The organism is Streptomyces sp. NPDC048644 (genome assembly GCF_043199105.1).
Taxonomy (GTDB): domain Bacteria; phylum Actinomycetota; class Actinomycetes; order Streptomycetales; family Streptomycetaceae; genus Streptomyces.
On the sequence record NZ_JBICVO010000001.1, the window covers coordinates 103,093 to 124,538 of the forward strand.

Genomic DNA, 21,446 nt, shown 5'->3' on the forward strand with positions numbered 1-21,446 from the left:
GCTTTCTGGTTGCGATACTCGGCCTTCCCGGAGGAAGGCCGCCGCGTCGGTCAGGGGTCTTCCGTGGCCGTCAGCCGACCGCGCCTTCCATCTGCAGCTCGATCAGCCGGTTGAGCTCCAGCGCGTACTCCATCGGCAGCTCACGGGCGATCGGCTCGACAAAGCCGCGCACGATCATCGCCATGGCCTCGAACTCCGTCAGGCCACGGGCCATCAGGTAGAAGAGCTGGTCCTCGCTGACCTTGGAGACGGTCGCCTCGTGCCCCATGGAGACGTCGTCCTCGCGGACGTCGACGTAGGGGTAGGTGTCCGAGCGGGAGATGGTGTCCACCAGCAGGGCGTCGCACAGCACGTTGGACTTGGAGCCCGCCGCGCCCTCGCCGATCTCGACCAGACCGCGGTAGGAAGTACGGCCGCCGCCTCGCGCCACCGACTTGGAGACGATGTTGGAGGAGGTGTTCGGCGCCATGTGGACCATCTTGGATCCGGCGTCCTGGTGCTGGCCCTCGCCCGCGAAGGCGATGGACAGGGTCTCGCCCTTGGCGTGCTCACCCATGAGGTAGACCGCGGGGTACTTCATGGTCACCTTGGAGCCGAGGTTGCCGTCGACCCACTCCATCGTCGCGCCCTCGTAGGCGACGGCGCGCTTGGTGACCAGGTTGTAGACGTTGTTCGACCAGTTCTGGATCGTCGTGTAGCGGCACCGGCCGCCCTTCTTCACGATGATCTCGACGACCGCGGAGTGCAGCGAGTCCGACTTGTAGATCGGCGCCGTGCAGCCCTCGACGTAGTGGACGTAGGCGTCCTCGTCGACGATGATCAGCGTCCGCTCGAACTGGCCCATGTTCTCGGTGTTGATCCGGAAGTAGGCCTGGAGCGGGATGTCGACGTGCACGCCCTTGGGGACGTAGATGAACGAGCCGCCCGACCACACGGCGGTGTTCAGCGACGCGAACTTGTTGTCGCCGACCGGGATGACCGTGCCGAAGTACTCCTGGAACAGCTCCGGGTGCTCCTTGAGCGCGGTGTCGGTGTCCAGGAAGAGGACGCCCTGCTCCTCCAGGTCCTCGCGGATCTGGTGGTAGACGACCTCGGACTCGTACTGCGCGGCGACACCGGCGACCAGGCGCTGCTTCTCCGCCTCCGGGATGCCGAGCTTGTCGTAGGTGTTCTTGATGTCCTCGGGCAGGTCCTCCCAGGAGGCGGCCTGCTGCTCGGTGGAGCGGACGAAGTACTTGATGTTGTCGAAGTCGATGCCCGACAGGTCCGAGCCCCAGTTCGGCATGGGCTTCTTGTCGAACAGCTTCAGGCCCTTGAGACGGAGCTTGAGCATCCACTCCGGCTCGTTCTTCTTGGCCGAGATGTCGCGGACGACGGCCTCGGAGAGCCCGCGCTTGGCGGAGGCGCCGGCCACGTCGGAGTCGGCCCAGCCGTATTCGTACTTACCCAGTCCCTCGAGCTCGGGGTGAGCAGTCTCCGTGGGGAGCGTCATGCGGGGTTCCTCCCGGCCGTGCTTGCAGATGCTGTGGTGGTCTTGGTGCTGTGAGCGCTCTTGTCGGCCTTCGGAATGAAGGTCGTGCACACCCCGTCGCCGTGGGCGATCGTGGCGAGACGCTGTACGTGGGTTCCCAGCAGACGGGAGAAGACCTCGGTCTCCGCCTCGCACAGCTGCGGGAACTGCTCGGCGACATGGGCGACCGGGCAGTGGTGCTGGCAGAGCTGTTCACCGAGCTGGGAATTGGGCGCGCTGCGCGCCGTAGCAGCGTACCCGTCCGCGGTCAATGCCTCGGCAAGGGCCCGGGTGCGGGCCTCGGGCTCGGCGGACTCCATCGCCCGGCGGTAGCCCTCGGCCTGGGCGGCCAGGCGGGCACGGGCGAACGCGGCGACCGCCGCCTCCCCCAGCTCGCCGCCGCCCGCGGTCTGCGCGATCCAGCGCAGCGCGTCGGAAGCCAGCTCGTCGTAGGACTGGTCGAAGGCGTCCCTGCCGCAGTCGGTGAGCGCGAACGCCTTGGCGGGCCGGCCGCGGCCACGGGCTCCGTAGACCCGCTTCTCGCGGGGCTCGACGACGCCGTCGGCGGCCAGCGCGTCCAGGTGCCTGCGCACCGCCGCCTGCGTCAGTTCCAGGCGGAGTGCCAGCTCGGCCGCGGTGGACGGGCCGTGGTCGAGGATGGAGCGGGCGACCTTGTTGCGGGTGCCCTGCTGCTCGTCCTGCGGGGAGCTCGCGCCGGCGGCACCCTGGGCGGGCCGCTCGGGCGCGACGGCAGTCGGCCCGGCGGTCTCTTCGACCGCGGGCCCCTTCCGATCCTCGCTCGCGTATTTCACAACGCCATTGTTGCGTAATTCGTCAAGCCGATACAACCCTTGCCCGGACCGCGGACTGGTGGTCTCGATCACTTAGGGTCACCTAATCCGGCCCTCCTCCAGGCCGCCGGAAGCCCGCAAGGCAGGGCATCGGACACCGGCACCCCACCTCTGGCGCACCCGCCAGGAACTCACCGGGGGACGCACCGCCATCCGGGCCCCTCCCGGGCCTGCGCACGGGCCCAAACCCGGATTCCCCCACCCCTCGCCCGCTCCGTAGACTGCCCGGCATGCCCAGCACCTCCCCGGGGGACGCCCCCCGGTCCCCCGGCCGTGCGCCTGCCGTCGAGGTCACCGGCCTGGTCAAGCGGTACGGGACCAAGCCGGTCAAGACCGCGGTCGACGGGCTCGACCTGACCGTCGAGCGCGGCACGGTGACCGCCGTACTCGGCCCCAACGGCGCCGGCAAGACCACCACCATCGAGATCTGCGAGGGCTACCGCCGCCCGGACGCGGGGACGGTACGCGTCCTGGGCCTCGACCCGGTCGCCGACGCCGCCCGGCTGCGCCCGCGGATCGGCGTGATGCTGCAGTCCGGAGGGATCTACGCCGGCGCCCGCGCCGACGAGATGCTCCGGCACACCGCCACCCTGCACGCCCACCCCCTCGACGTGGACCACCTCATCGACCGGCTGGGCCTGGGCAGCTGCGGACGCACCACCTACCGGCGGCTGTCCGGCGGGCAGCAGCAGCGGCTCGCCCTGGCGATGGCCGTCGTCGGCCGCCCCGAACTGGTCTTCCTCGACGAGCCGACCGCGGGCCTCGACCCGCAGGCCCGCCACGCGACCTGGGACCTCGTACGCGATCTGCGCACGGACGGCGTCGGTGTCGTGCTGACCACCCACTTCATGGACGAGGCCGAGCAGCTGGCCGACGACGTCGCGATCATCGACGGCGGCCGGGTCATCGCCCAGGGCAGCCCGGAGGCGCTGTGCCGCGGCGGCGCGGAGAACACCCTGCGCTTCACCGGACGGCCGGGCCTCGACCTCGCCTCGCTGCTCAAGGCCCTGCCCGCGGACAGCGCCGCATCCGAGCCGGCGTCCGGCACCTACCGCGTCGACGGCACCATCGACCCCCAACTGCTCGCGACCGTCGCCTCCTGGTGCGCGCAGAACGGCGTGCTCCCCGACGCCATAGCCGTCGAACGCCACACCCTGGAAGACGTCTTCCTGGAACTCACCGGCAAGGAGCTGCGGGCATGACCGCGACCGGCACGTTCACCCCGCGGCCCGGTGCCGCCCCGCTGCCCCGGATGATCCGGGCGCAGGCGGCACTGGAGACCCGGATGCTGCTGCGCAATGGCGAGCAGCTGCTGCTGACGGTCATCATCCCGACGCTGCTGCTGGTGCTGTTCTCCGCCGTCGACATCATCGACACCGGCGCCGGCAGCTCCGTCGACTTCCTGGCGCCCGGCATCCTCGCGCTCGCGGTGATGTCGACCGCCTTCACGGGCCAGGCCATCGCCACCGGCTTCGAGCGGCGCTACGGCGTGCTCAAGCGGCTCGCCGTCTCGCCGCTGCCGCGCTGGGGTCTGATGACGGCCAAGACCTGCGCCGTACTGGTCACCGAGGTGCTGCAGATCGTGCTGCTGTGCGCGGTCGCCTTCGGGCTCGGCTGGTCCCCGCACGGCAACCCGGCCGCCGTGGTGCTGCTGCTGATCCTGGGCACCGCCGCCTTCTCCGGTCTGGGCCTGCTGATGGCCGGGACGCTGAAGGCGGAGGCCACCCTGGCCGCCGCCAACCTGGTCTTCCTGCTGCTCCTGGTGGGCGGCGGCGTGATCGTCCCGCTGGCGAAGTTCCCGGAGGCGGCGCAGTCGGTCCTGGGACTGCTGCCGATCTCGGCGCTCTCCGACGGGCTGCGCGACGTCCTCCAGCACGGCGCCGGCATCCCCTGGCCCGACCTCAGCATCCTGGCCGTGTGGGCGGTGCTCGGCCTGGGCGCGGCGGCCCGGTTCTTCCGCTGGGAGTAGTCCGGGCGGCCCGGTGACGGGGCCGTACCGCCGGGCGGCCCCGGGCGTTCCGTCGCGATACGCCCCCCTCGTGAAAGTTTGCACAAAGGGCCGCCTACGATGTCTCCCGTGCCGAACACGCTGAACCCCCTTGAGCTGATCGCCCGCCACTGGCAGCCGTCCGCGCGCTTCGTGCGACGGGCCGCGCTCGCCACCGTCGTGATGGCCGTCGTCATCGTCGTCGCCGGTGGCGCCGTGCGGCTGAGCCAGTCAGGGCTCGGCTGCTCCACCTGGCCGCGGTGCACCCCCGACAGCCTCACGCCGACCGCGGCGATGGGCATCAACGGGAAGATCGAATTCGCCAACCGCCTGCTCACGTACGTGCTGTGCGCGTTCATCGGCCTGTTCATCATCGCGGCCCGCGCCCGTGCGCCGCGGCGCCGTTCGCTGACCCGGCTCGGCTGGGCCCAGTTCTGGGGCGTCATGGGCAACGCCGTCGTCGGCGGCATCACCGTCCTGACCGGCCTGAACCCCTACATCGTCAGCGCGCACTTCCTGCTGGCCGCCGGCCTGCTCACGGTCTCCGTGGTGACCTGGCGACGCGCCTGCGAAGGCGACGACGCGCCACGCGACGTGGTCGTCCGGCCGGTGCGCCAGCTGGCCTGGCTGCTGCTGGCCGCGACCGGCGTGCTGATCCTCATCGGGACGGTCGTCACCGGCACCGGACCGCACGCGGGCGACGCCAAGAAGGTCCACCGCATCCCGCTGAACTGGCAGGAGGTGACCCAGCTGCACGTCGACTTCGTGTACATCGTCTGCGGCCTGACCGTCGCCCTCTGGTTCACCCTGCGCGCCGTCAAGGCACCGGCCGCCTCCCGCCGCGCCGTACTGGAACTGTTCGGCTGTCTCCTCTTCCAGGGCGCCATCGGCTACATCCAGTACTTCCTGGGGCTGCCCGAGATCGTCATCGGCCTGCACATGCTGGGCTCGGCCCTGGTCTGGATCGCCGTCCTGCGGGTGGTGCTCGGGCTCCGGGACCGCGGTCCGCTGGCGGACGGGCCCGCCCCCGACGGGGAGCACGAGTCGCTGCCGGCACAGCCCGCGGGCGCCCCGGCCGGCAGCCGGTAGAAACCGGCGGCACCGGAACCGAAGAAGCGGAGGGACACCGTCCCTCCGCTTCTTGCGTCTTCTTGCGTCCCGGAAGCACCGGGCGTGACGCGGCGCCGCACCCGATGGACCCGAAGACGGACGAGCGCCTCGCCGGCCTCAGTCGTTGGCCGGGCCGCCCACCTGGATCCCCGCCATCCGGGACCACTCGTAGCGGCCGGTGCGCACCCGGGCCGCGAGGTCGCCGTCGAAGTCGTCCTGGAGTGTGAGGCCCGCCTGTGCGGCGGCGTCCTTGGCCGAGGCGAGCGAATCGGCCACGAGGTTGCCCCACTCGCCGTTGGCCCCCACGAGGGCGACGCGGACGCGACCGCGGCCGATGTGCGCGAGCTGGCCCTCGGCGCTGCCGCCGTGCGTGGCCGCGAAGGCCCGGATCTCCTTGGCGAGCCTGGCCGTGTGCCGGGCGGCCCGCTTGTCCGTCACGCCGGCCCGCGCCTCGGCCGCCGGCTGCTCCTCCGCCTGCTTGGTGTCTGCCATACAAGGGATGCTACCCGCCGGTACGGCCGTATGTACGGGTGATCCCGCCCACTGACGGAGGGAGGGCCGGAGCCTCTCGTCCGGGTCAGGGAGCGGGATCAGGTGGTGCGTGCGGCTACGAGGGGAGCGGCGACAGGGCTCAGCGGAGGAAGGGGTCCACCGCGACCGCGACGAACAGCAGCGACACATAGGTGATGGACCAGTGGAACAGCCGCATCTCCTTGAGCTTGGCTCCCGTGATGCCTGCCTTGGCGCGGGCCTGCAGCCCGTGCGCCTCCTTGAGCCAGAAGGCACCGCAGAGGACGGCGACGACGGTGTAGAACCAGCCGGTGTAGCCCAGCGGCTGGAGCAGCAGCGAGACGGCGACCATCACCCAGCTGTAGGCGACGATCTGGCGCGCGACGACCTTGTTGCCCGCGACGGCCGGCAGCATCGGCACGCCGACCCGCGCGTAGTCGTCCTTGACCTTCATCGACAGCGGCCAGTAATGCGGCGGCGTCCAGAAGAAGATGACAAGGAAGAGGACGAACGAGGCCCAGGAGACGGAATTGGTCACCGATGACCAGCCGATGAAGACCGGCATGCAGCCCGCGATGCCGCCCCAGACGATGTTCTGCGTGGTGCGCCGCTTGAGGATCATCGTGTAGACGACGACGTAGAAAAGCAGGGCCCCGAGCGAGAGCATCGCCGACAGCGGGTTGACGAGGAACCAGAACCAGGCGGTGGAACCCACCGCGAGCGCGGTCGCGAAGACCAGGCACTCCCGCGGCGAGACCATGCCGGTGACCACCGGGCGCTGCGCCGTACGGTCCATCAGCGCGTCGATGTCGCGGTCGAACCACATGTTGTAGGCCGCGGCACCGCCGGCGGAGAGATAACCGCCGATGCAGGTCGTCAGCACCAGCCAGAGGTCCGGAACTCCACCGGCCGCCAGGAACATCACCGGCACCGTGGTCATCAGCAGCAATTCGATGACCCGCGGCTTCGTGAGCGTCACGAATGCCTTGACTCGGGCCCCGAACGGCCGGTGACCGGGATTCGGACTCCCGGGGCTCTGAGAGAGCGCCCCCGCAGGACGGGATTCGACGGCCGTCACGCACACCCCTGGAAGTAACATCTGCGGCTTCTGCCGCGGAGATAAGGCCAGCAAGCACATCCGGCCGACGGCCGTGAAGCTTGCGCGTACCACGCCACTTTAGACGTTGGCCATACCGCGATCTTCGTGGGGGTCGGGTCGTGTTGGCCTTACCGCGCCGCGCACCCGGGCCGGTCTTTCCCGCACCGTTCGCTCGCCGTTCAAGAGGCGAAGGGACACCATGCCCGGCAGTCTGGTGACGTGGGTGCGTCCGGCCGGGCCGGGAATGCCGGAGTTGCCTTTTCTGTTGCCCGGAGCGACGAGTCCCCGCGGGGTTACGCCATCGACTCGGAGTCGAAAAGACGCACGCACCAGCGGGGGTAGGCTCGACACCGCCTGGCGGACATACCCGTCCGCGGCATTCGACATGTGGAGAGGAGCCCTGACTCAGGGTGAGCACCAAGCCGACCACCACAGATTTCGAGTGGACCGAACTGGACCAGCGGGCCGTGGATACCGTCCGTGTCCTGGCCATGGATTCCGTGCAGAAGGTCGGTAACGGCCATCCGGGTACGGCCATGAGCCTGGCTCCGGCCGCCTATCTTCTCTTCCAGAAGCTGATGCGCCACGACCCGGCCGACGCGGAGTGGACCGGCCGCGACCGGTTCGTGCTCTCCGCCGGCCACTCCAGCCTGACCCTCTACATCCAGCTCTTCCTGGCCGGCTACGGCCTCCAGCTGGACGACCTCAAGGCGTTCCGTACCTGGGGCTCCAAGACCCCCGGGCACCCTGAGTACGGCCACACCACCGGCGTGGAGACCACCACCGGGCCGCTCGGCCAGGGTGTCGCCAACGCCGTGGGCATGGCCATGGCCGCCCGCTACGAGCGCGGTCTGTTCGACCCCGAGGCCGCAGCGGGCACCTCCCCGTTCGACCACACCATCTGGGTCATCGCCGGTGACGGCTGCCTCCAGGAGGGCATCTCCGCCGAGGCGTCGTCGCTCGCGGGTCACCAGAAGCTCGGCAACCTCGTGCTGCTGTGGGACGACAACCACATCTCGATCGAGGGCGACACCGAGACCGCGGTCTCCGAGGACACCCTCAAGCGCTACGAGGCGTACGGCTGGCACGTCCAGCGCGTCGAGCAGCTGCCCAACGGCGACCTGGACCCGGCGGGCCTCGCCAGGGCCCTGGAGGCCGCCAAGGCCGAGACCGAGCGCCCGTCGTTCATCGCGGCCCGCTCGATCATCGCCTGGCCGGCCCCGACCGCCCAGAACACCGAGGCCGCGCACGGCTCGGCGCTGGGTGACGACGAGGTCGCCGCCACCAAGCGCGTGCTGGGCTTCGACCCCGAGCAGAGCTTCGAGGTCTCCCCCGAGGTGCTCGCGCACACCCGTGAGGCGCTCGACCGCGGCCGGGAGGCCAAGGCCGAGTGGGAGAAGTCGTTCGCCGCCTGGCGGACCGCCAACCCCGAGCGCGCCGCCTCGTTCGACCGCATCGCCGCGGGCGAGCTGCCGGACGGCTGGGAGGACCACCTCCCGGCGTTCGAGACCGGCAAGGCCGTCGCCACCCGCGCCGCTTCTGGCAAGGTGCTAGCCGCGCTGGGCGGGGTCATCCCCGAGCTGTGGGGCGGCTCCGCCGACCTCGCGGGCTCGAACAACACGACGATCGACAAGACGTCGTCGTTCCTCCCCGAGGGCAACCCGCTGCCCGGCGCCGACCCGTACGGCCGCACGATCCACTACGGCATCCGCGAGCACTCCATGGCCGCGGAGATGAACGGCATCGCGCTGCACGGCAACACCCGCATCTACGGCGGCACCTTCCTGGTGTTCTCCGACTACATGCGCAACGCCGTCCGGCTGTCCGCGCTGATGCACCTGCCGGTGACCTACGTGTGGACGCACGACTCCATCGGTCTGGGCGAGGACGGCCCGACCCACCAGCCGGTCGAGCACCTGGCCTCGCTGCGCGCCATCCCGGGCCTCAACGTCGTGCGCCCGGCCGACGCCAACGAGACCGCCATCGCGTGGCGCGAGATCCTCAAGCGCTACACGAAGGAGTTCGGCGTGGGCGCCCCGCACGGCCTCGCGCTGACCCGTCAGGGCGTTCCGACGTACGAGGCGAACGAGGACGCGGCCAAGGGCGGCTACGTGCTGTTCGAGGCCGAGGGCGGCACACCGGAGGTCGTGCTGATCGGTACCGGTTCCGAGGTGCAGCTCGCCGTCGAGGCGCGTGAGCAGCTCCAGGCCGCCGGTGTCCCCACCCGCGTCGTGTCGATGCCCTGCGTCGAGTGGTTCGACGCGCAGGACAAGGACTACCGCGACAGCGTGCTTCCCCCGTCCGTCAAGGCCCGTGTCGCCGTCGAAGCCGGCATCGGCCTGACCTGGCACCGCTTCGTCGGCGACGCCGGGCGCATCGTGTCCCTGGAGCACTTCGGTGCGTCGGCCGATGCGAAGGTCCTCTTCCGCGAGTTCGGCTTCACCGCCGACGCGGTCACGGCCGCCGCCCGGGAATCGCTCGAAGCCACCGCGCGCTGACGCACGTATACGACTAGTAGGAGATGCAATCCCCATGACAGACGCACTCAAGCGCCTCTCCGACGAAGGCGTCGCGATCTGGCTGGACGACCTGTCGCGCCAGCGCATCACGTCCGGCAACCTCGCCGAGCTGATCGACCAGCAGCACGTCGTCGGTGTCACCACCAACCCGTCGATCTTCCAGAAGGCCATCTCGGACGGTCACGGCTACGACCAGCAGGTCACCGACCTGGCGGCGCGCAAGGTCACCGTCGAGGAAGCCATCCGGATGATCACGACGGCGGACGTCCGTGACGCCGCCGACATCCTGCGGCCGGTCTTCGACGCCACCGACGGCCAGGACGGCCGGGTCTCCATCGAGGTCGACCCGCGGCTCGCGCACCACACCACGCCGACGATCGCCGAGGCCAAGCAGCTGGCCTGGCTGGTCGACCGTCCCAACACCCTGATCAAGATCCCGGCGACCAAGGCCGGCCTGCCGGCGATCACCGAGGTCATCGGCAAGGGCATCAGCGTCAACGTCACGCTGATCTTCTCGCTGGAGCGCTACCGCGAGGTCATGGACGCCTACCTCGCGGGCCTGGAGAAGGCCAAGGCCGCCGGCCTGGACCTCTCCAAGATCCACTCGGTCGCCTCGTTCTTCGTGTCCCGGGTGGACTCCGAGATCGACAAGCGCCTGGAGAAGCTGGGCACGGACGAGGCCAAGGCGCTCAAGGGCAAGGCCGCGCTGGCCAACGCCCGTCTCGCCTACCAGGCGTACGAGGAGGTCTTCTCCTCCGAGCGCTGGGCGGCCCTGGACAAGGCCCAGGCCAACAAGCAGCGCCCGCTGTGGGCCTCGACCGGCGTCAAGGACCCGGCGTACAAGGACACCCTGTACGTCGACGAGCTGGTCGCCCCCGGCACCGTCAACACCATGCCGGAGGCGACCCTGGTGGCCACCGGCGACCACGGCGTGATCACCGGTGACACCGTGCGCGGCACGTACGAGCAGGCGCAGGCCGACCTCGACGCGATCGGCGCGCTCGGGATCTCGTACGACGACGTCGTGCAGCTTCTGGAGGACGAGGGCGTCGAGAAGTTCGAGGCGTCCTGGAACGACCTGCTCAAGTCCACCGAGGCGGAGCTCAAGCGCCTCGCTCCGTCGGAGGGCTGACCCACTTTGTCCAGCAGCAATCCGCTGCGTGACGCCCAGGACCGGCGGCTCCCGCGTATCGCGGGGCCGTCCGGCCTGGTCATCTTCGGCGTCACGGGCGATTTGTCACGTAAAAAGCTGATGCCCGCGGTCTATGACCTCGCCAACCGGGGGCTGCTGCCGCCGGGCTTCTCGCTCATCGGGTTCGCCCGCCGCGAGTGGCAGGACGAGGACTTCGCCCAGGTGGTGCACGACGCGGTCAAGCAGCACGCGCGCACCCCCTTCCGCGAGGAGGTCTGGCAGCAGCTCATCCAGGGCATGCGCTTCGTCCAGGGAACCTTCGACGACGACGAAGCCTTCGAGACGCTCAAGGACACCATCCAGGAACTGGACAAGGCCCAGGGCACCGGCGGCAACTTCGCCTTCTACCTGTCCGTGCCCCCCAAGTTCTTCCCCAAGGTCGTCCAGCAGCTCAAGAAGCACGGTCTTGCCGACCAGAAGGAGGACTCCTGGCGACGCGCGGTCATCGAGAAGCCCTTCGGGCACGACCTGGAGAGCGCCCAGGAGCTCAACAAGGTCGTCCACGAGGTCTTCCCGCCGCACGAGGTCTTCCGGATCGACCACTACCTCGGCAAGGAGACGGTCCAGAACATCCTGGCGCTGCGGTTCGCCAACACGATGTTCGAGCCGCTCTGGAACCGCTCGTACGTCGACCACGTACAGATCACGATGGCCGAGGACATCGGCATCGGCGGCCGGGCCGGCTACTACGACGGCATCGGCGCGGCGCGCGACGTCATCCAGAACCACCTCCTCCAGCTGCTCGCGCTGACCGCCATGGAGGAGCCCGCCTCCTTCGACGCGGACGCGCTGGTCGCGGAGAAGACCAAGGTGCTGGGCGCCGTCAAGCTCCCCGCCGACCTCGGCAAGGAGACGGTGCGCGGCCAGTACGCGGCCGGCTGGCAGGGCGGCGAGAAGGCCGTCGGCTACCTCCAGGAAGACGGCATCGACCCCAAGTCGAAGACCGACACCTACGCCGCCATCAAGCTCCAGGTCGACAACCGCCGCTGGGCCGGTGTCCCCTTCTACCTGCGGACGGGCAAGCGCCTCGGCCGCCGGGTCACCGAGATCGCGCTGGTCTTCCAGCGCGCCCCGCACTCCCCCTTCGACCACACCGCCACGGAAGAGCTGGGGCAGAACGCCCTGGTCATCCGGGTGCAGCCGGACGAGGGTGTGACGGTCCGCTTCGGCTCGAAGGTGCCGGGCACCTCCATGGAGGTGCGGGACGTCTCGATGGACTTCGCGTACGGCGAATCCTTCACGGAGTCCAGCCCCGAGGCGTACGAGCGGCTGATCCTGGACGTCCTGCTGGGCGACGCCAACCTCTTCCCGCGCCTGGAGGAGGTCGAGCAGTCCTGGCGGATCCTCGACCCGATCGAGGAGTACTGGGACCGCAACGGCAAGCCGGCGCAGTACCCGGCCGGCACCTGGGGCCCCACCGAGGCGGACGAAATGCTCGCACGAGACGGACGGAGCTGGCGTCGCCCATGAAGATCGATCTGACGGAAACCACGGCCAGCAAGATCAACAAGGCGCTGGTCCAGGGCCGCCGCGCCGTCGGCACCCCCGCCGTCGGCATGGTGCTCACCCTCGTCATCGTCACCGACGAGGAGAACGCCTACGACGCCCTCAAGGCGGCCAACGACGCGTCCCGCGAGCACCCCTCGCGGACCCTCGTGGTCATCAAGCGGGTCAGCCGGACGCCGCGTGACCGTGCCAAGGCCAGGCTGGACGCCGAGGTCAGGGTCGGTGCCGACGCGGTCACCGGCGAGACGGTCGTGCTGCGGCTGTACGGCGAGGCGATCGACCACGCCCAGTCCGTGGTGCTGCCGCTGCTGCTGCCGGACGCCCCCGTGGTGGTCTGGTGGGCCGTCAACGCGCCGCTGGATCCGGCCAAGGACCCGCTCGGCTCGCTGGCCCAGCGCCGGGTCACCGACGCCTACGCCGCGGAGCAGCCCATCCGGGAACTGACCGCCCGCGCCGAGACGTACACGCCCGGCGACACGGACCTGTCCTGGACCCGCATCACGCCGTGGCGCTCCATGGTCGCGGCGGCGCTCGACCAGATGCCGTGCAAGGTCACATCGGCCGAGGTCGAGGGCGAGGAGTTCAACCCCAGCTGCGAGCTGCTCGGCATGTGGCTCGCCAGCCGGCTGGAAGTCCCGGTCACCCGTACCGTATCGGCGGGCCCCGGCCTGACCGCGGTACGGCTGGAAACCAGCTGCGGCCCGATCGTGCTGGACCGCCCGGACGGCTCGCTCGCCACCCTGTCGATGCGCGGCCAGCCCGACCGCGCGGTCGCCCTCAAGCGGCGGGAGACCTCCGAACTGCTCGCCGAGGAACTGCGCAGGCTCGACCCGGACGACACCTTCGCCGCCGCGCTCAAGTACGGCGTGGACCGGCTCGGCGACGGTGGCCCGAAGGCGGAGAGCGAGACCGGCTCCGCCCCGGACGGCGAGGCCGGCAATGCTCAGGCGAAGCCCGCGGCGGCCAAGAAGGCGCCCGCCAAGAAGGCAGCCGCCAAGTGAGCGCTCCGCAGGTCGTCGTCCACCGCGACAAGGAGCTGATGGCCCGTGCCGCGGCGGCCCGGCTGATCACGAAGATCGTGGATGCCCAGGCCGCCCGCGGCTCCGCCTCCGTCGTGCTGACCGGCGGGCGCAACGGCAACGGACTGCTCGCGGCCCTCGCCGAGGCCCCCGCGCGGGACGCGGTGGACTGGTCGCGGCTCGACCTGTGGTGGGGCGACGAACGGTTCCTCCCGGACGGCGACCCGGAGCGCAACCACACCCAGGCCCGTGAAGTCCTCCTGGACAGCGTCCCGTTGGACCCCGCGCGGGTGCACGTCATGGCCCCGGCGGCCGGCCCGTACGGCAATGACGCCGACGCCGCGGCCGAGGCGTACGCCGCCGAACTGGCCGCCGCCGCGGGCCCGGAGGACCACGGCCCGGTGCCGACGTTCGACGTCCTGCTGCTGGGCGTCGGCCCCGACACCCATGTCGCCTCGCTCTTCCCCGAACTGCCGGGCGTACGCGAGAGCGAGCGGACGGTGGTCGGCGTGCACGGCGCGCCCAAGCCGCCGCCCACCCGCATCTCGCTGACCCTGCCCGCGATCCGCGCGGCGCGGGAGGTCTGGCTGCTGGCGGCGGGCGAGGACAAGGCCCAGGCCGCGGCCATGGCGCTGTCCGGCGCCGGAGAGATCCAGGCCCCGGCGGCGGGCGCCAGGGGCCGCAGCCGCACGCTGTGGCTGCTGGACGAGGCAGCCGCTTCGCAACTGCCACGCGACCTGTACCCGCCGGCCTCCGCCTGACCTGCCGGTTTCACGCCGAAGGGCCCCCGCACCGTTCCCGGTACGGGGGCCCTTCGGCGTGGTGGCACGACCGGGCCGGCCGCCTTGGGCTCAGCGCCCGTGCAGCTCCCGGTACTTGGCGACCAGAGCGGCCGTCGAGGCATCGAGCCCCGGCACATCGGTGCCGTCCGTCAGCGCCGGCTCGACGCGCTTGGCGAGGACCTTGCCCAGCTCGACGCCCCACTGGTCGAAGGAGTCGATGTTCCAGACGGCGCCCTGGACGAACACCTTGTGCTCGTAGAGGGCGATCAACTGGCCCAGGACGGACGGGGACAGCTCGTCGGCCAGGATCGTGGTCGTGGGGTGGTTGCCACGGAACGTCTTGTGCGGCACCAGCTCATCGGCCACCCCCTCGGCACGCACCTCGTCGGGTGTCTTGCCGAAGGCCAGCGCCTGGCCCTGCGCGAAGAGATTGGCCATCAGCAGGTCGTGCTGGGCGACCAGACCGGGCGCCAGATCACCGACCGGCCGGGCGAAGCCGATGAAGTCGGCCGGGATCATCTTCGTGCCCTGGTGGAGCAGCTGGTAGTAGGCGTGCTGGCCGTTGGTGCCCGGCGTGCCCCACACCACGGGGCCGGTCTGCCAGTGCACCGGATTGCCGTCGCGGTCCACGGACTTGCCGTTGGACTCCATGTCCAGCTGCTGGAGGTAGGCGGTGAACTTGGAGAGGTAATGGCTGTACGGCAGCACGGCGTGCGACTGCGCGTCGAAGAAGTTGCCGTACCAGATGCCGAGCAGGCCCAGCAGCAGCGGCACGTTCTCCTCGGCGGGAGCCGTACGGAAGTGCTCGTCGACGAGGTGGAAGCCGGCCAGCATCTCGCGGAAGTGCTCCGGACCGATCGCGATCATCAGCGACAGGCCGATCGCCGAGTCGTACGAATAGCGCCCGCCGACCCAGTCCCAGAACTCGAACATGTTGGTGGTGTCGATGCCGAACTCCGACACCTTCTCGGCGTTGGTCGACAGCGCCACGAAGTGCTTGGCGACCGCGTCGTCACCGGCGCCAAGGCCGGTCAGCAGCCAGTCGCGGGCCGAGGTCGCGTTGGTGATCGTCTCGATGGTGGTGAAGGTCTTCGAGGCGATGATGAAGAGCGTCTCGGCCGGATCCAGGTCACGCACGGCCTCGTGCAGGTCGGCGCCGTCGACGTTGGAGACGAAGCGGAACTGCATGTCCCGGTGGCTGTAGGCGCGCAGCGCCTCGTACGCCATCGCCGGGCCCAGGTCCGAGCCGCCGATGCCGATGTTGACGACGGTCTTGATGCGCCGGCCGGTGTGGCCCTTCCAGCCGCCGGACCGCACCCGGTCGGCGAAGGTCGCCATCTTCGTCAGGACGGCGTGCACACCGGGCACGACGTTCTCGCCGTCGGTGGCGATGACCGCCGAGCCCGGGGCGCGCAGCGCGGTGTGCAGCACCGAGCGGTCCTCGGTGATGTTGATCTTCTCGCCGCGGAACATCGCGTCCCGCAGAGCGGCCACGCCGGTCGCCGAGGCCAGCTCGCGCAACAGCAGCAGCGTCTCGTCGGTGACCAGGTGCTTGGAGTAGTCCACGTGCAGATCGCCCACCTGGAGCGAGTACCGCGCGGCGCGCTCCGGCTCCTCGGCGAACAGCTCACGCAGCTGCACCTCCCCCAGCTGCTCACGGTGCTTGCTCAGCGCATTCCACTCAGGCATCTGGTCGAGCCTGCTGCGGCCTTCTGCGTTCATCTCGGACATCAGCCTTCTTCGTCTCGTACCGGCCCCGCCACCCTCCAACCTAATTGATCAGCGCGCGATATGAGGTGTCTGTCCGCTGTCGGCCGACGGAAGGACGGGTATCAGCGCGAGCGCCCCGGCCCCCAGCAGCACGGCGGCCAGCAGCGCCGGACTGTTGAGCCCCCAGACCTCCGCCAGCACCCCACCGAGTACCGCGCCCAGCGGGGTGCCGGCCAGGGAAACCGTGCGGAAGGCGGCGCTGATCCTGCCGAGCATCCCGTCGGGACTGCGCTGCTGGACGATCGTGGTCTCCAGGACGTTCCACACCATCCCGGCGAAGCCGAACAGGCCCAGCAGGACGGCCGCCGCCCACAGGGACCGCACCGTTCCGAAGAGAACCAGCGTCACAGCCTGGAGGAGACCGGCGACGAGCAGCGTGCGGGCCGCGCCGCCCGCTGCCGCCACCACCCGGCCGGCGAACACCCCGCCCAGCACCATTCCCGCGCCGTACCCGGTCGTCACGCACACATAGCCGACGTCCCCCGCGCCCAGCCACCCCCTGACCAGGACGACGAGAGTGGCGACCAGCGCGCCGATGCCGACATTGGCCAGCACCACCGAGAAGCACACCGCGCGCAGCACCCTGTCACGCCACAACACCCGTATGCCGTCCGCCGTTTCACGCAGCAGGGTGGGCCCGGCGGCGGCCGGCTTCCGCGCCACCACAGTCGTCCGCAGCGAGGCGACGAGAGCGGCGGCGATGACATACGTGACGGCGTCGACGAGGAACGGAACGGCCGTCCCCAGGGCGATCAGGGCCGGCGCCACCGGCCCGCCCACGAACCGCCGCACCAGCTCCTGACCGGTCATCAGCCGGGCGTTGGCCGCCGTGAGTGCTTCCTTGGACACCACGGACGGCAGCAGCGCGGTGGCCGCGTTGTCGAACAGCGTCTCCAGCGTCGTGAGCGCGAAGGCGAGCGCGAGCAGCAGCCCGATCGAGGCCAGACCGGACGCCACGGCGAGGGCGAAGCCCGCCATCAGCAGCCCGCGCGCCACGTCCACCGCCCACATCGCCCGCCGCTGGTCCACACGGTCGGCGACCGCACCGCCCAGCAGGCCGAAGAACAGCCAGGGCAGGAAGCCGCAGACGGTCACGAGCGAGATGAGCACCGGTGAATCGGTCAGGGCGTACGCCAGCAGCGGCAGCGCGGTGCCGCGCAGCGCATCCCCGAAGCGGGACACGGCCGCCGCACTCCAGAGCCTGCCGAACCCGCCCCGCCACGCAAGGGCGACACCTCCCGGCGCCCCCGCCTCCACCCCCGCCATGACGTCCCCCCGTCCCGGATCCCTCACCACTATGCACACGATAAGCGGGAGCACTGACAACGGCCTCGGGCCAACTCCCGGACGCCTGCTGAGGGTTAGGCCGTGCCGCCGAAAGGAGGCCGCCCAGAGCACGGAGCGCGGATAGCCGAACGGCCCGGTCCGGAGGGGAAGTTCCCTCCGGACCGGGCCGTGAGTCGTCTGTGCTCTGCTCGCCCGTCAGATCTCGCCGCGGAGCTTGGCGAGCGCCTCCGCGAGAATCGCCTCACCATCGGCGTCGCTCCGGCGCTCCCGGACGTACGCGAGGTGCGTCTTGTACGGCTCGGTGCGCGGCGGGTCGGGCGGGCTGTCCCGGTCCTTGCCTGCCGGGAAACCACAGCGCGGGCAGTCCCAGGTGTCCGGAACCTGCGCATCACCGGCGAAGCTGGGCTGTGTCTCGTGCCCGTTGGAGCACCAGAAGGAGATGCGGGTACGCGGCGCGGACTCGCCGCGCTCGGCCTCCCCCATCGGCCCCGCCCCGACCCGACTTCCTCGGATCGCGTTGCCACTTGCCACGGTCGTAACTCCCTGCGTCATGGTGCTGCAAAGCATCTCACTGCCGCTGCGCTGCGGGCGCTTCAGTCTATGTAAGGCCCAACGCGCGTCCAGTGACAGGAGTTACACCCCGCCCGAGGACGCCGCCTTCATGATAGGCCGCGCCTCCGACGGTATGTCAGTTACCGAGCTTCATCAGGACACCGAGGGCGACGATGCAGGCGAACCAGAGCAGACCGATCACGATGGTGATGCGGTCGAGATTCCGCTCGGCGACGGAGGAGCCACCGACGGATGACTGCATTCCGCCACCGAACATGTCGGACAGGCCGCCACCCTTCCCCTTGTGCATGAGCACCAGCATCATCAGCAGCAGGCTGAAGACGATGAGGGCGATCGAGAACCCGATGACCACGGCTGGACCAACTCTCTAGGACTGACGGACGGTATCGATGGTGCTGACGCCTGCCGGCGACAGTCGCGACGCCGCACGACGGTGAAATCGTGCGGGGCCGGGCGGCGCGTGAGCGCCCGACCCGGCCCCGACAGGGTACGACGGGCCGGGCCCGTCGTCATAGCTGCTACTGGTCGCGGAAGCGGACGATCTTCACGAACTCGTCCGCGTCCAGCGCCGCGCCGCCGATCAGCGCGCCGTCGACGTCGGGCTGCGCCATGATCGCCGCGACGTTGCCGGACTTGACCGAGCCGCCGTACTGGATGCGGACCTTGTCGGCCAGCTCCTGGCTGTACAGCTCGGCGAGGCGGCCACGGATCGCACCGCAGACCTCCTGCGCGTCCTCGGGGGTGGCGACCTCGCCGGTGCCGATGGCCCACACCGGCTCGTACGCGATCACGATGGACTCGGCCTGCTCGGCCGGGACGCCGTCGAGGGCACCGTCGACCTGCGCGAGGGTGTGCGCGACCTGGTTGCCGGCCTTGCGGACGTCCAGGCCCTCGCCGACGCAGAGGATCGGGGTCAGGCCGTGCTTGTAGGCGGCCTTGACCTTGGCGTTGCAGACCTCTTCGTTCTCGCCGTGGTACTGGCGGCGCTCGCTGTGGCCGATGGCCACGTAGGCGCACTTGAGCTTCGACAGCATCGCGCCGGAGATCTCACCGGTGTAGGCACCGGAGTCCTGCGCCGAGAGGTCCTGGGCGCCGTACTTGATCTTCAGCTTGTCGCCGTCGACCAGCGTCTGCACCGACCGGAGGTCGGTGAAGGGCGGCAGCACCGCGACCTCCACCGCTTCGTAGTCCTTGTCGGTGAGCGCGAAGGCGAGCTTCTGGACGTGCGCGATGGCCTCGAGGTGGTTGAGGTTCATCTTCCAGTTGCCCGCCATCAGCGGGGTGCGGCCCTCGTTAAGAGCAGTCACGTTGTTCAGTCCTCCAGTGCAGCGAGGCCGGGGAGCGTCTTGCCTTCGAGGTATTCGAGGCTGGCGCCACCGCCGGTCGAAATGTGGCCAAAAGCGTTCTCGTCGAAGCCGAGCTGCCGGACCGCGGCGGCGCTGTCGCCGCCACCGACGACGGTGAAGGCCGACGAGTCCAGCAGCGCCTGCGCGACGGCCCGGGTGCCGTTCGCGTAGTCGGGGTGCTCGAAGACACCCACCGGACCGTTCCAGAAGATGGTGGCCGCGTCGGCGAGCTTCGTCGCGTACAGCTTGCGGGTCTCCGGGCCGATGTCCAGGCCCTCCTGGTCGGCCGGGATGGCGTCCGCCGCGACCGTGGTCGGGTGCGCCGGAGCCTTGGTCTTCAGGTCGGGGAATTCCGCGGAGACCAGCACGTCGACGGGGAGGACGAACTCCACGCCCTTCTCCTTGGCGCGCTCCAGGTACTCCAGAACGGCCGGAATCTGGTCCTCCTGGAGCAGCGAGATACCGACCTCGTGGCCCTGGGCCTTGAGGAAGGTGTACGCCATGCCGCCGCCGATGAGGATGCGGTCGGCCTTCTCCAGCAGGTGGTCGATCACGCCGAGCTTGTCGGAGACCTTCGCGCCGCCGAGCACCACGGCGTAGGGGCGCTTGACGTCCTCGGTGAGCTTCTTCAGGACGCCGACCTCGGTGGCGATCAGGCCGCCCGCGGCGTGCGGCAGCCGCGCCGGGAGGTCGTAGACGGAGGCGTGCCTGCGGTGCACGGCACCGAAGCCGTCGCCGACGTACAGGTCGGCCAGCTCGGCGAGCCGGTCCGCGAAGGCGCCGCGCTCGGCGTCGTCCTTGCTGGTCTCGCCGGCGTTGAAGCGCAGGTTCTCCAGGACGGCCACCTCGCCGTCGCCCAGGCCGGCGACGACGGACTTCGCGGCGTCGCCGACCGTGTCGGTGGCGAAGGCGACCTCGCGCCCGAGCAGCTCACCCAGGCGGGCGGCGGCGGGGGCGAGCGAGAAGGCCGGGTCCGGGGCGCCCTTGGGACGGCCCAGGTGTGAGGCGACGATGACCTTGGCGCCGTTCTGGGCGAGCTTGGCGATCGTCGGCTGGACGGCGCGGATCCGGCCGTCGTCGGTAATGGTCGTGCCGTCGAGCGGCACGTTCAGGTCGGCGCGGACGAATACCCGCTTGCCCGCGACCCCGTCGGCGATGAGTTCGTCGATCGTCTTCATGAACTAGTGACTCCGTTGCATCAGATCAGTCATGGGTCGGGGCCCGTACGTCGCGTCGTCGCGTCGTACGAGCCCCGTCCGCTACATCTCGGTGCTTGGGTGCCCGTGCAGCAGGAGGGCACCGCCCAGTGTCAGCTGGGGGAGATCAGAGCTGTCCGCCGACGAAGGTGGTCAGGTCCACCAGACGGTTGGAGTAGCCCCACTCGTTGTCGTACCAGCCGACGATCTTGACGCTCTTGCCCTGGGTCATCGTCAGGGAGGAGTCGAAGGTGCAGGAGGCCGGCCAGTTGACGATGTCCGAGGAGACGATCGGGTCCTCGGTGTACTCCAGGATGCCCTTGAGCTGGCCCTCGGACGCCTTCTGGAAGGCGGCGTTGACCTCGTCCTTGGTGACCTCGCGCTCCAGGTCGATGACCAGGTCGGTGACCGAACCGGTGGGGACCGGGACGCGCATGGCGATGCCGTCCAGCTTGCCGGCCAGCTCCGGGATCACCAGGGCGGTGGCCTTGGCGGCACCGGTGGTGGTCGGGATGATGTTCTCGGCGGCGGCGCGGGCACGGCGCAGGTCGCTGTGCGGGAAGTCCAGGATGCGCTGGTCGTTGGTGTACGCGTGCACCGTGGTCATCAGGCCCTTGACGATGCCGAAGTTCTCCAGGAGAACCTTGGCCATCGGCGCCACACAGTTGGTGGTGCAGGAGGCGTTGGAGATGACGTTGTGCTGGGCCGGGTCGTACTTGTCCTGGTTGACGCCCATCACGATGGTGATGTCCTCGTCCTTGGCGGGCGCGGAGATCAGAACCTTCTTGGCGCCGGCGGCGAGGTGCTTGGAGGCGTCGGCCTTCTTGGTGAAGATGCCGGTCGACTCGATGACGATGTCGGCGCCCAGCTCGCCCCAGGGGAGGTTCGCGGGGTCACGCTCGGCCATCGTCTTGAAGGTCTGGTTGCCGACCGTGATGGTGTCGTCGGTGTGGCTGACGTCCTGCTTGAGACGACCCAGGATGGTGTCGTACTTCAGCAGGTGCACCAGGGTGGCGTTGTCGGTCAGGTCGTTGACACCGACGATCTCGATGTCCGCACCCTGCTCCAGGAGCGCGCGGAAGTAGTTGCGACCAATGCGGCCGAATCCGTTGATGCCTACGCGGATCGTCACGAAACCGATCTCCTCGTTGGTGCGCCGGCGCGATACCGGCGAGCTGTATGGGATGTC

General features: G+C 70.0%; 19 protein-coding genes. 8 read left to right on the forward strand and 11 right to left on the reverse strand.

Annotated features, from left to right (window positions below; translation table 11 throughout):
* Positions 1-70: 70 nt before the first annotated feature.
* Both sufB and ACGFNI_RS00525 read right to left on the reverse strand, forming a co-directional pair.
* A complete protein-coding gene (gene sufB / locus ACGFNI_RS00520; protein WP_129296988.1) occupies positions 71-1,492 on the reverse strand; it encodes a Fe-S cluster assembly protein SufB in 1,422 nt (473 codons plus the stop codon).
* Positions 1,489-2,322: a helix-turn-helix transcriptional regulator gene (locus ACGFNI_RS00525; protein WP_393679226.1), complete on the reverse strand. Its 834-nt coding sequence runs from the start codon at positions 2,320-2,322 to the stop codon at positions 1,489-1,491. The genes sufB and ACGFNI_RS00525 overlap by 4 nt, the downstream gene beginning before the upstream one ends.
* A gap of 269 nt (positions 2,323-2,591) precedes the next feature.
* Here ACGFNI_RS00525 and ACGFNI_RS00530 point away from each other — a divergent pair, with 269 nt between their 5' ends.
* The 3 genes from ACGFNI_RS00530 (at position 2,592) to ACGFNI_RS00540 (ending at position 5,437) form a co-directional block, all read left to right on the forward strand.
* Entirely contained in the window at positions 2,592-3,563 is a 972-nt protein-coding gene (locus tag ACGFNI_RS00530) for an ABC transporter ATP-binding protein (RefSeq protein WP_393679228.1), read from the forward strand.
* Positions 3,560-4,330 carry an ABC transporter permease gene (locus tag ACGFNI_RS00535; RefSeq protein WP_393679229.1) on the forward strand — a complete coding sequence of 257 codons (771 nt, stop codon included), beginning with the start codon at positions 3,560-3,562 and terminating at the stop codon, positions 4,328-4,330. Before ACGFNI_RS00530 ends, ACGFNI_RS00535 begins: the two co-directional genes overlap by 4 nt.
* A gap of 108 nt (positions 4,331-4,438) precedes the next feature.
* A complete protein-coding gene (locus ACGFNI_RS00540; RefSeq protein WP_393679231.1) occupies positions 4,439-5,437 on the forward strand; it encodes a heme A synthase in 999 nt (332 codons plus the stop codon).
* A 138-nt stretch (positions 5,438-5,575) separates the two neighbouring features.
* On the opposite strand, the gene ACGFNI_RS00545 is transcribed toward ACGFNI_RS00540, so the two are convergent.
* Positions 5,576-5,950 (reverse strand): hypothetical protein, encoded by a 375-nt coding sequence (locus tag ACGFNI_RS00545; RefSeq protein ID WP_393679232.1) that lies wholly within the window; start codon positions 5,948-5,950, stop codon positions 5,576-5,578.
* Between the two features lie 139 nt (positions 5,951-6,089).
* Complete coding sequence (locus ACGFNI_RS00550; protein WP_393679234.1) at positions 6,090-7,067, reverse strand: heme o synthase; 978 nt, start codon at positions 7,065-7,067, stop codon at positions 6,090-6,092.
* A 410-nt stretch (positions 7,068-7,477) separates the two neighbouring features.
* Here ACGFNI_RS00550 and tkt point away from each other — a divergent pair, with 410 nt between their 5' ends.
* Genes tkt through pgl form a run of 5 tightly spaced genes read left to right on the forward strand, consistent with a single transcriptional unit; the run spans position 7,478 to position 14,064 of the window.
* Positions 7,478-9,565 carry a transketolase gene (tkt, locus tag ACGFNI_RS00555; RefSeq protein WP_393679236.1) on the forward strand — a complete coding sequence of 696 codons (2,088 nt, stop codon included), beginning with the start codon at positions 7,478-7,480 and terminating at the stop codon, positions 9,563-9,565.
* Between the two features lie 34 nt (positions 9,566-9,599).
* Positions 9,600-10,718 carry a transaldolase gene (gene tal, locus ACGFNI_RS00560; protein WP_393679237.1) on the forward strand — a complete coding sequence of 373 codons (1,119 nt, stop codon included), beginning with the start codon at positions 9,600-9,602 and terminating at the stop codon, positions 10,716-10,718.
* 6 nt (positions 10,719-10,724) lie between these two features.
* Positions 10,725-12,248, forward strand: a complete 1,524-nt coding sequence (zwf, locus tag ACGFNI_RS00565) for a glucose-6-phosphate dehydrogenase (protein ID WP_393679239.1) — start codon at positions 10,725-10,727, stop codon at positions 12,246-12,248.
* Entirely contained in the window at positions 12,245-13,285 is a 1,041-nt protein-coding gene (gene opcA / locus ACGFNI_RS00570; RefSeq protein WP_393679241.1) for a glucose-6-phosphate dehydrogenase assembly protein OpcA, read from the forward strand. Before zwf ends, opcA begins: the two co-directional genes overlap by 4 nt.
* Positions 13,282-14,064, forward strand: coding sequence for a 6-phosphogluconolactonase (pgl, locus tag ACGFNI_RS00575; protein WP_393679242.1), 783 nt, complete (start codon positions 13,282-13,284; stop codon positions 14,062-14,064). The genes opcA and pgl overlap by 4 nt, the downstream gene beginning before the upstream one ends.
* 90 nt (positions 14,065-14,154) lie before the next feature.
* On the opposite strand, the gene pgi is transcribed toward pgl, so the two are convergent.
* From pgi to gap, 7 genes are all read right to left on the reverse strand, one after another.
* Positions 14,155-15,807: a glucose-6-phosphate isomerase gene (gene pgi / locus ACGFNI_RS00580; protein WP_393680292.1), complete on the reverse strand. Its 1,653-nt coding sequence runs from the start codon at positions 15,805-15,807 to the stop codon at positions 14,155-14,157.
* Positions 15,808-15,864: 57 nt separating this feature from the next.
* The gene (locus ACGFNI_RS00585; protein WP_393679244.1) at positions 15,865-17,121 is read right to left on the reverse strand and encodes an MFS transporter; all 1,257 of its coding nucleotides are present in this window, start codon (positions 17,119-17,121) and stop codon (positions 15,865-15,867) included.
* Positions 17,122-17,337: 216 nt separating this feature from the next.
* A complete protein-coding gene (locus tag ACGFNI_RS00590; protein WP_006606296.1) occupies positions 17,338-17,673 on the reverse strand; it encodes an RNA polymerase-binding protein RbpA in 336 nt (111 codons plus the stop codon).
* Positions 17,674-17,830: 157 nt separating this feature from the next.
* Positions 17,831-18,067 (reverse strand): preprotein translocase subunit SecG, encoded by a 237-nt coding sequence (gene secG, locus ACGFNI_RS00595; protein ID WP_393679245.1) that lies wholly within the window; start codon positions 18,065-18,067, stop codon positions 17,831-17,833.
* A gap of 166 nt (positions 18,068-18,233) precedes the next feature.
* A complete protein-coding gene (gene tpiA, locus ACGFNI_RS00600; RefSeq protein ID WP_393680294.1) occupies positions 18,234-18,989 on the reverse strand; it encodes a triose-phosphate isomerase in 756 nt (251 codons plus the stop codon).
* 38 nt (positions 18,990-19,027) lie between these two features.
* Positions 19,028-20,239: a phosphoglycerate kinase gene (locus tag ACGFNI_RS00605; protein WP_393679247.1), complete on the reverse strand. Its 1,212-nt coding sequence runs from the start codon at positions 20,237-20,239 to the stop codon at positions 19,028-19,030.
* Positions 20,240-20,384: 145 nt separating this feature from the next.
* Entirely contained in the window at positions 20,385-21,389 is a 1,005-nt protein-coding gene (gene gap / locus ACGFNI_RS00610) for a type I glyceraldehyde-3-phosphate dehydrogenase (protein ID WP_393679248.1), read from the reverse strand.
* Positions 21,390-21,446: the final 57 nt, after the last annotated feature.

What these genes read in the sequence shown, in the direction of transcription:
- opcA (WP_393679241.1), top strand. Translation starts at nt 12,245, where the DNA reads ATGAAGATCGATCTGACGGAAACCACGGCCAGCAAGATCAACAAGGCG.
- tal (WP_393679237.1), top strand. Translation starts at nt 9,600, where the DNA reads ATGACAGACGCACTCAAGCGCCTCTCCGACGAAGGCGTCGCGATCTGG.
- tpiA (WP_393680294.1), bottom strand. Translation starts at nt 18,989, where the DNA reads ATGGCGGGCAACTGGAAGATGAACCTCAACCACCTCGAGGCCATCGCG.
- ACGFNI_RS00530 (WP_393679228.1), top strand. Translation starts at nt 2,592, where the DNA reads ATGCCCAGCACCTCCCCGGGGGACGCCCCCCGGTCCCCCGGCCGTGCG.
- ACGFNI_RS00545 (WP_393679232.1), bottom strand. Translation starts at nt 5,950, where the DNA reads ATGGCAGACACCAAGCAGGCGGAGGAGCAGCCGGCGGCCGAGGCGCGG.
- sufB (WP_129296988.1), bottom strand. Translation starts at nt 1,492, where the DNA reads ATGACGCTCCCCACGGAGACTGCTCACCCCGAGCTCGAGGGACTGGGT.
- ACGFNI_RS00550 (WP_393679234.1), bottom strand. Translation starts at nt 7,067, where the DNA reads ATGTTACTTCCAGGGGTGTGCGTGACGGCCGTCGAATCCCGTCCTGCG.
- ACGFNI_RS00605 (WP_393679247.1), bottom strand. Translation starts at nt 20,239, where the DNA reads ATGAAGACGATCGACGAACTCATCGCCGACGGGGTCGCGGGCAAGCGG.
- pgi (WP_393680292.1), bottom strand. Translation starts at nt 15,807, where the DNA reads ATGAACGCAGAAGGCCGCAGCAGGCTCGACCAGATGCCTGAGTGGAAT.
- ACGFNI_RS00535 (WP_393679229.1), top strand. Translation starts at nt 3,560, where the DNA reads ATGACCGCGACCGGCACGTTCACCCCGCGGCCCGGTGCCGCCCCGCTG.
- ACGFNI_RS00585 (WP_393679244.1), bottom strand. Translation starts at nt 17,121, where the DNA reads ATGGCGGGGGTGGAGGCGGGGGCGCCGGGAGGTGTCGCCCTTGCGTGG.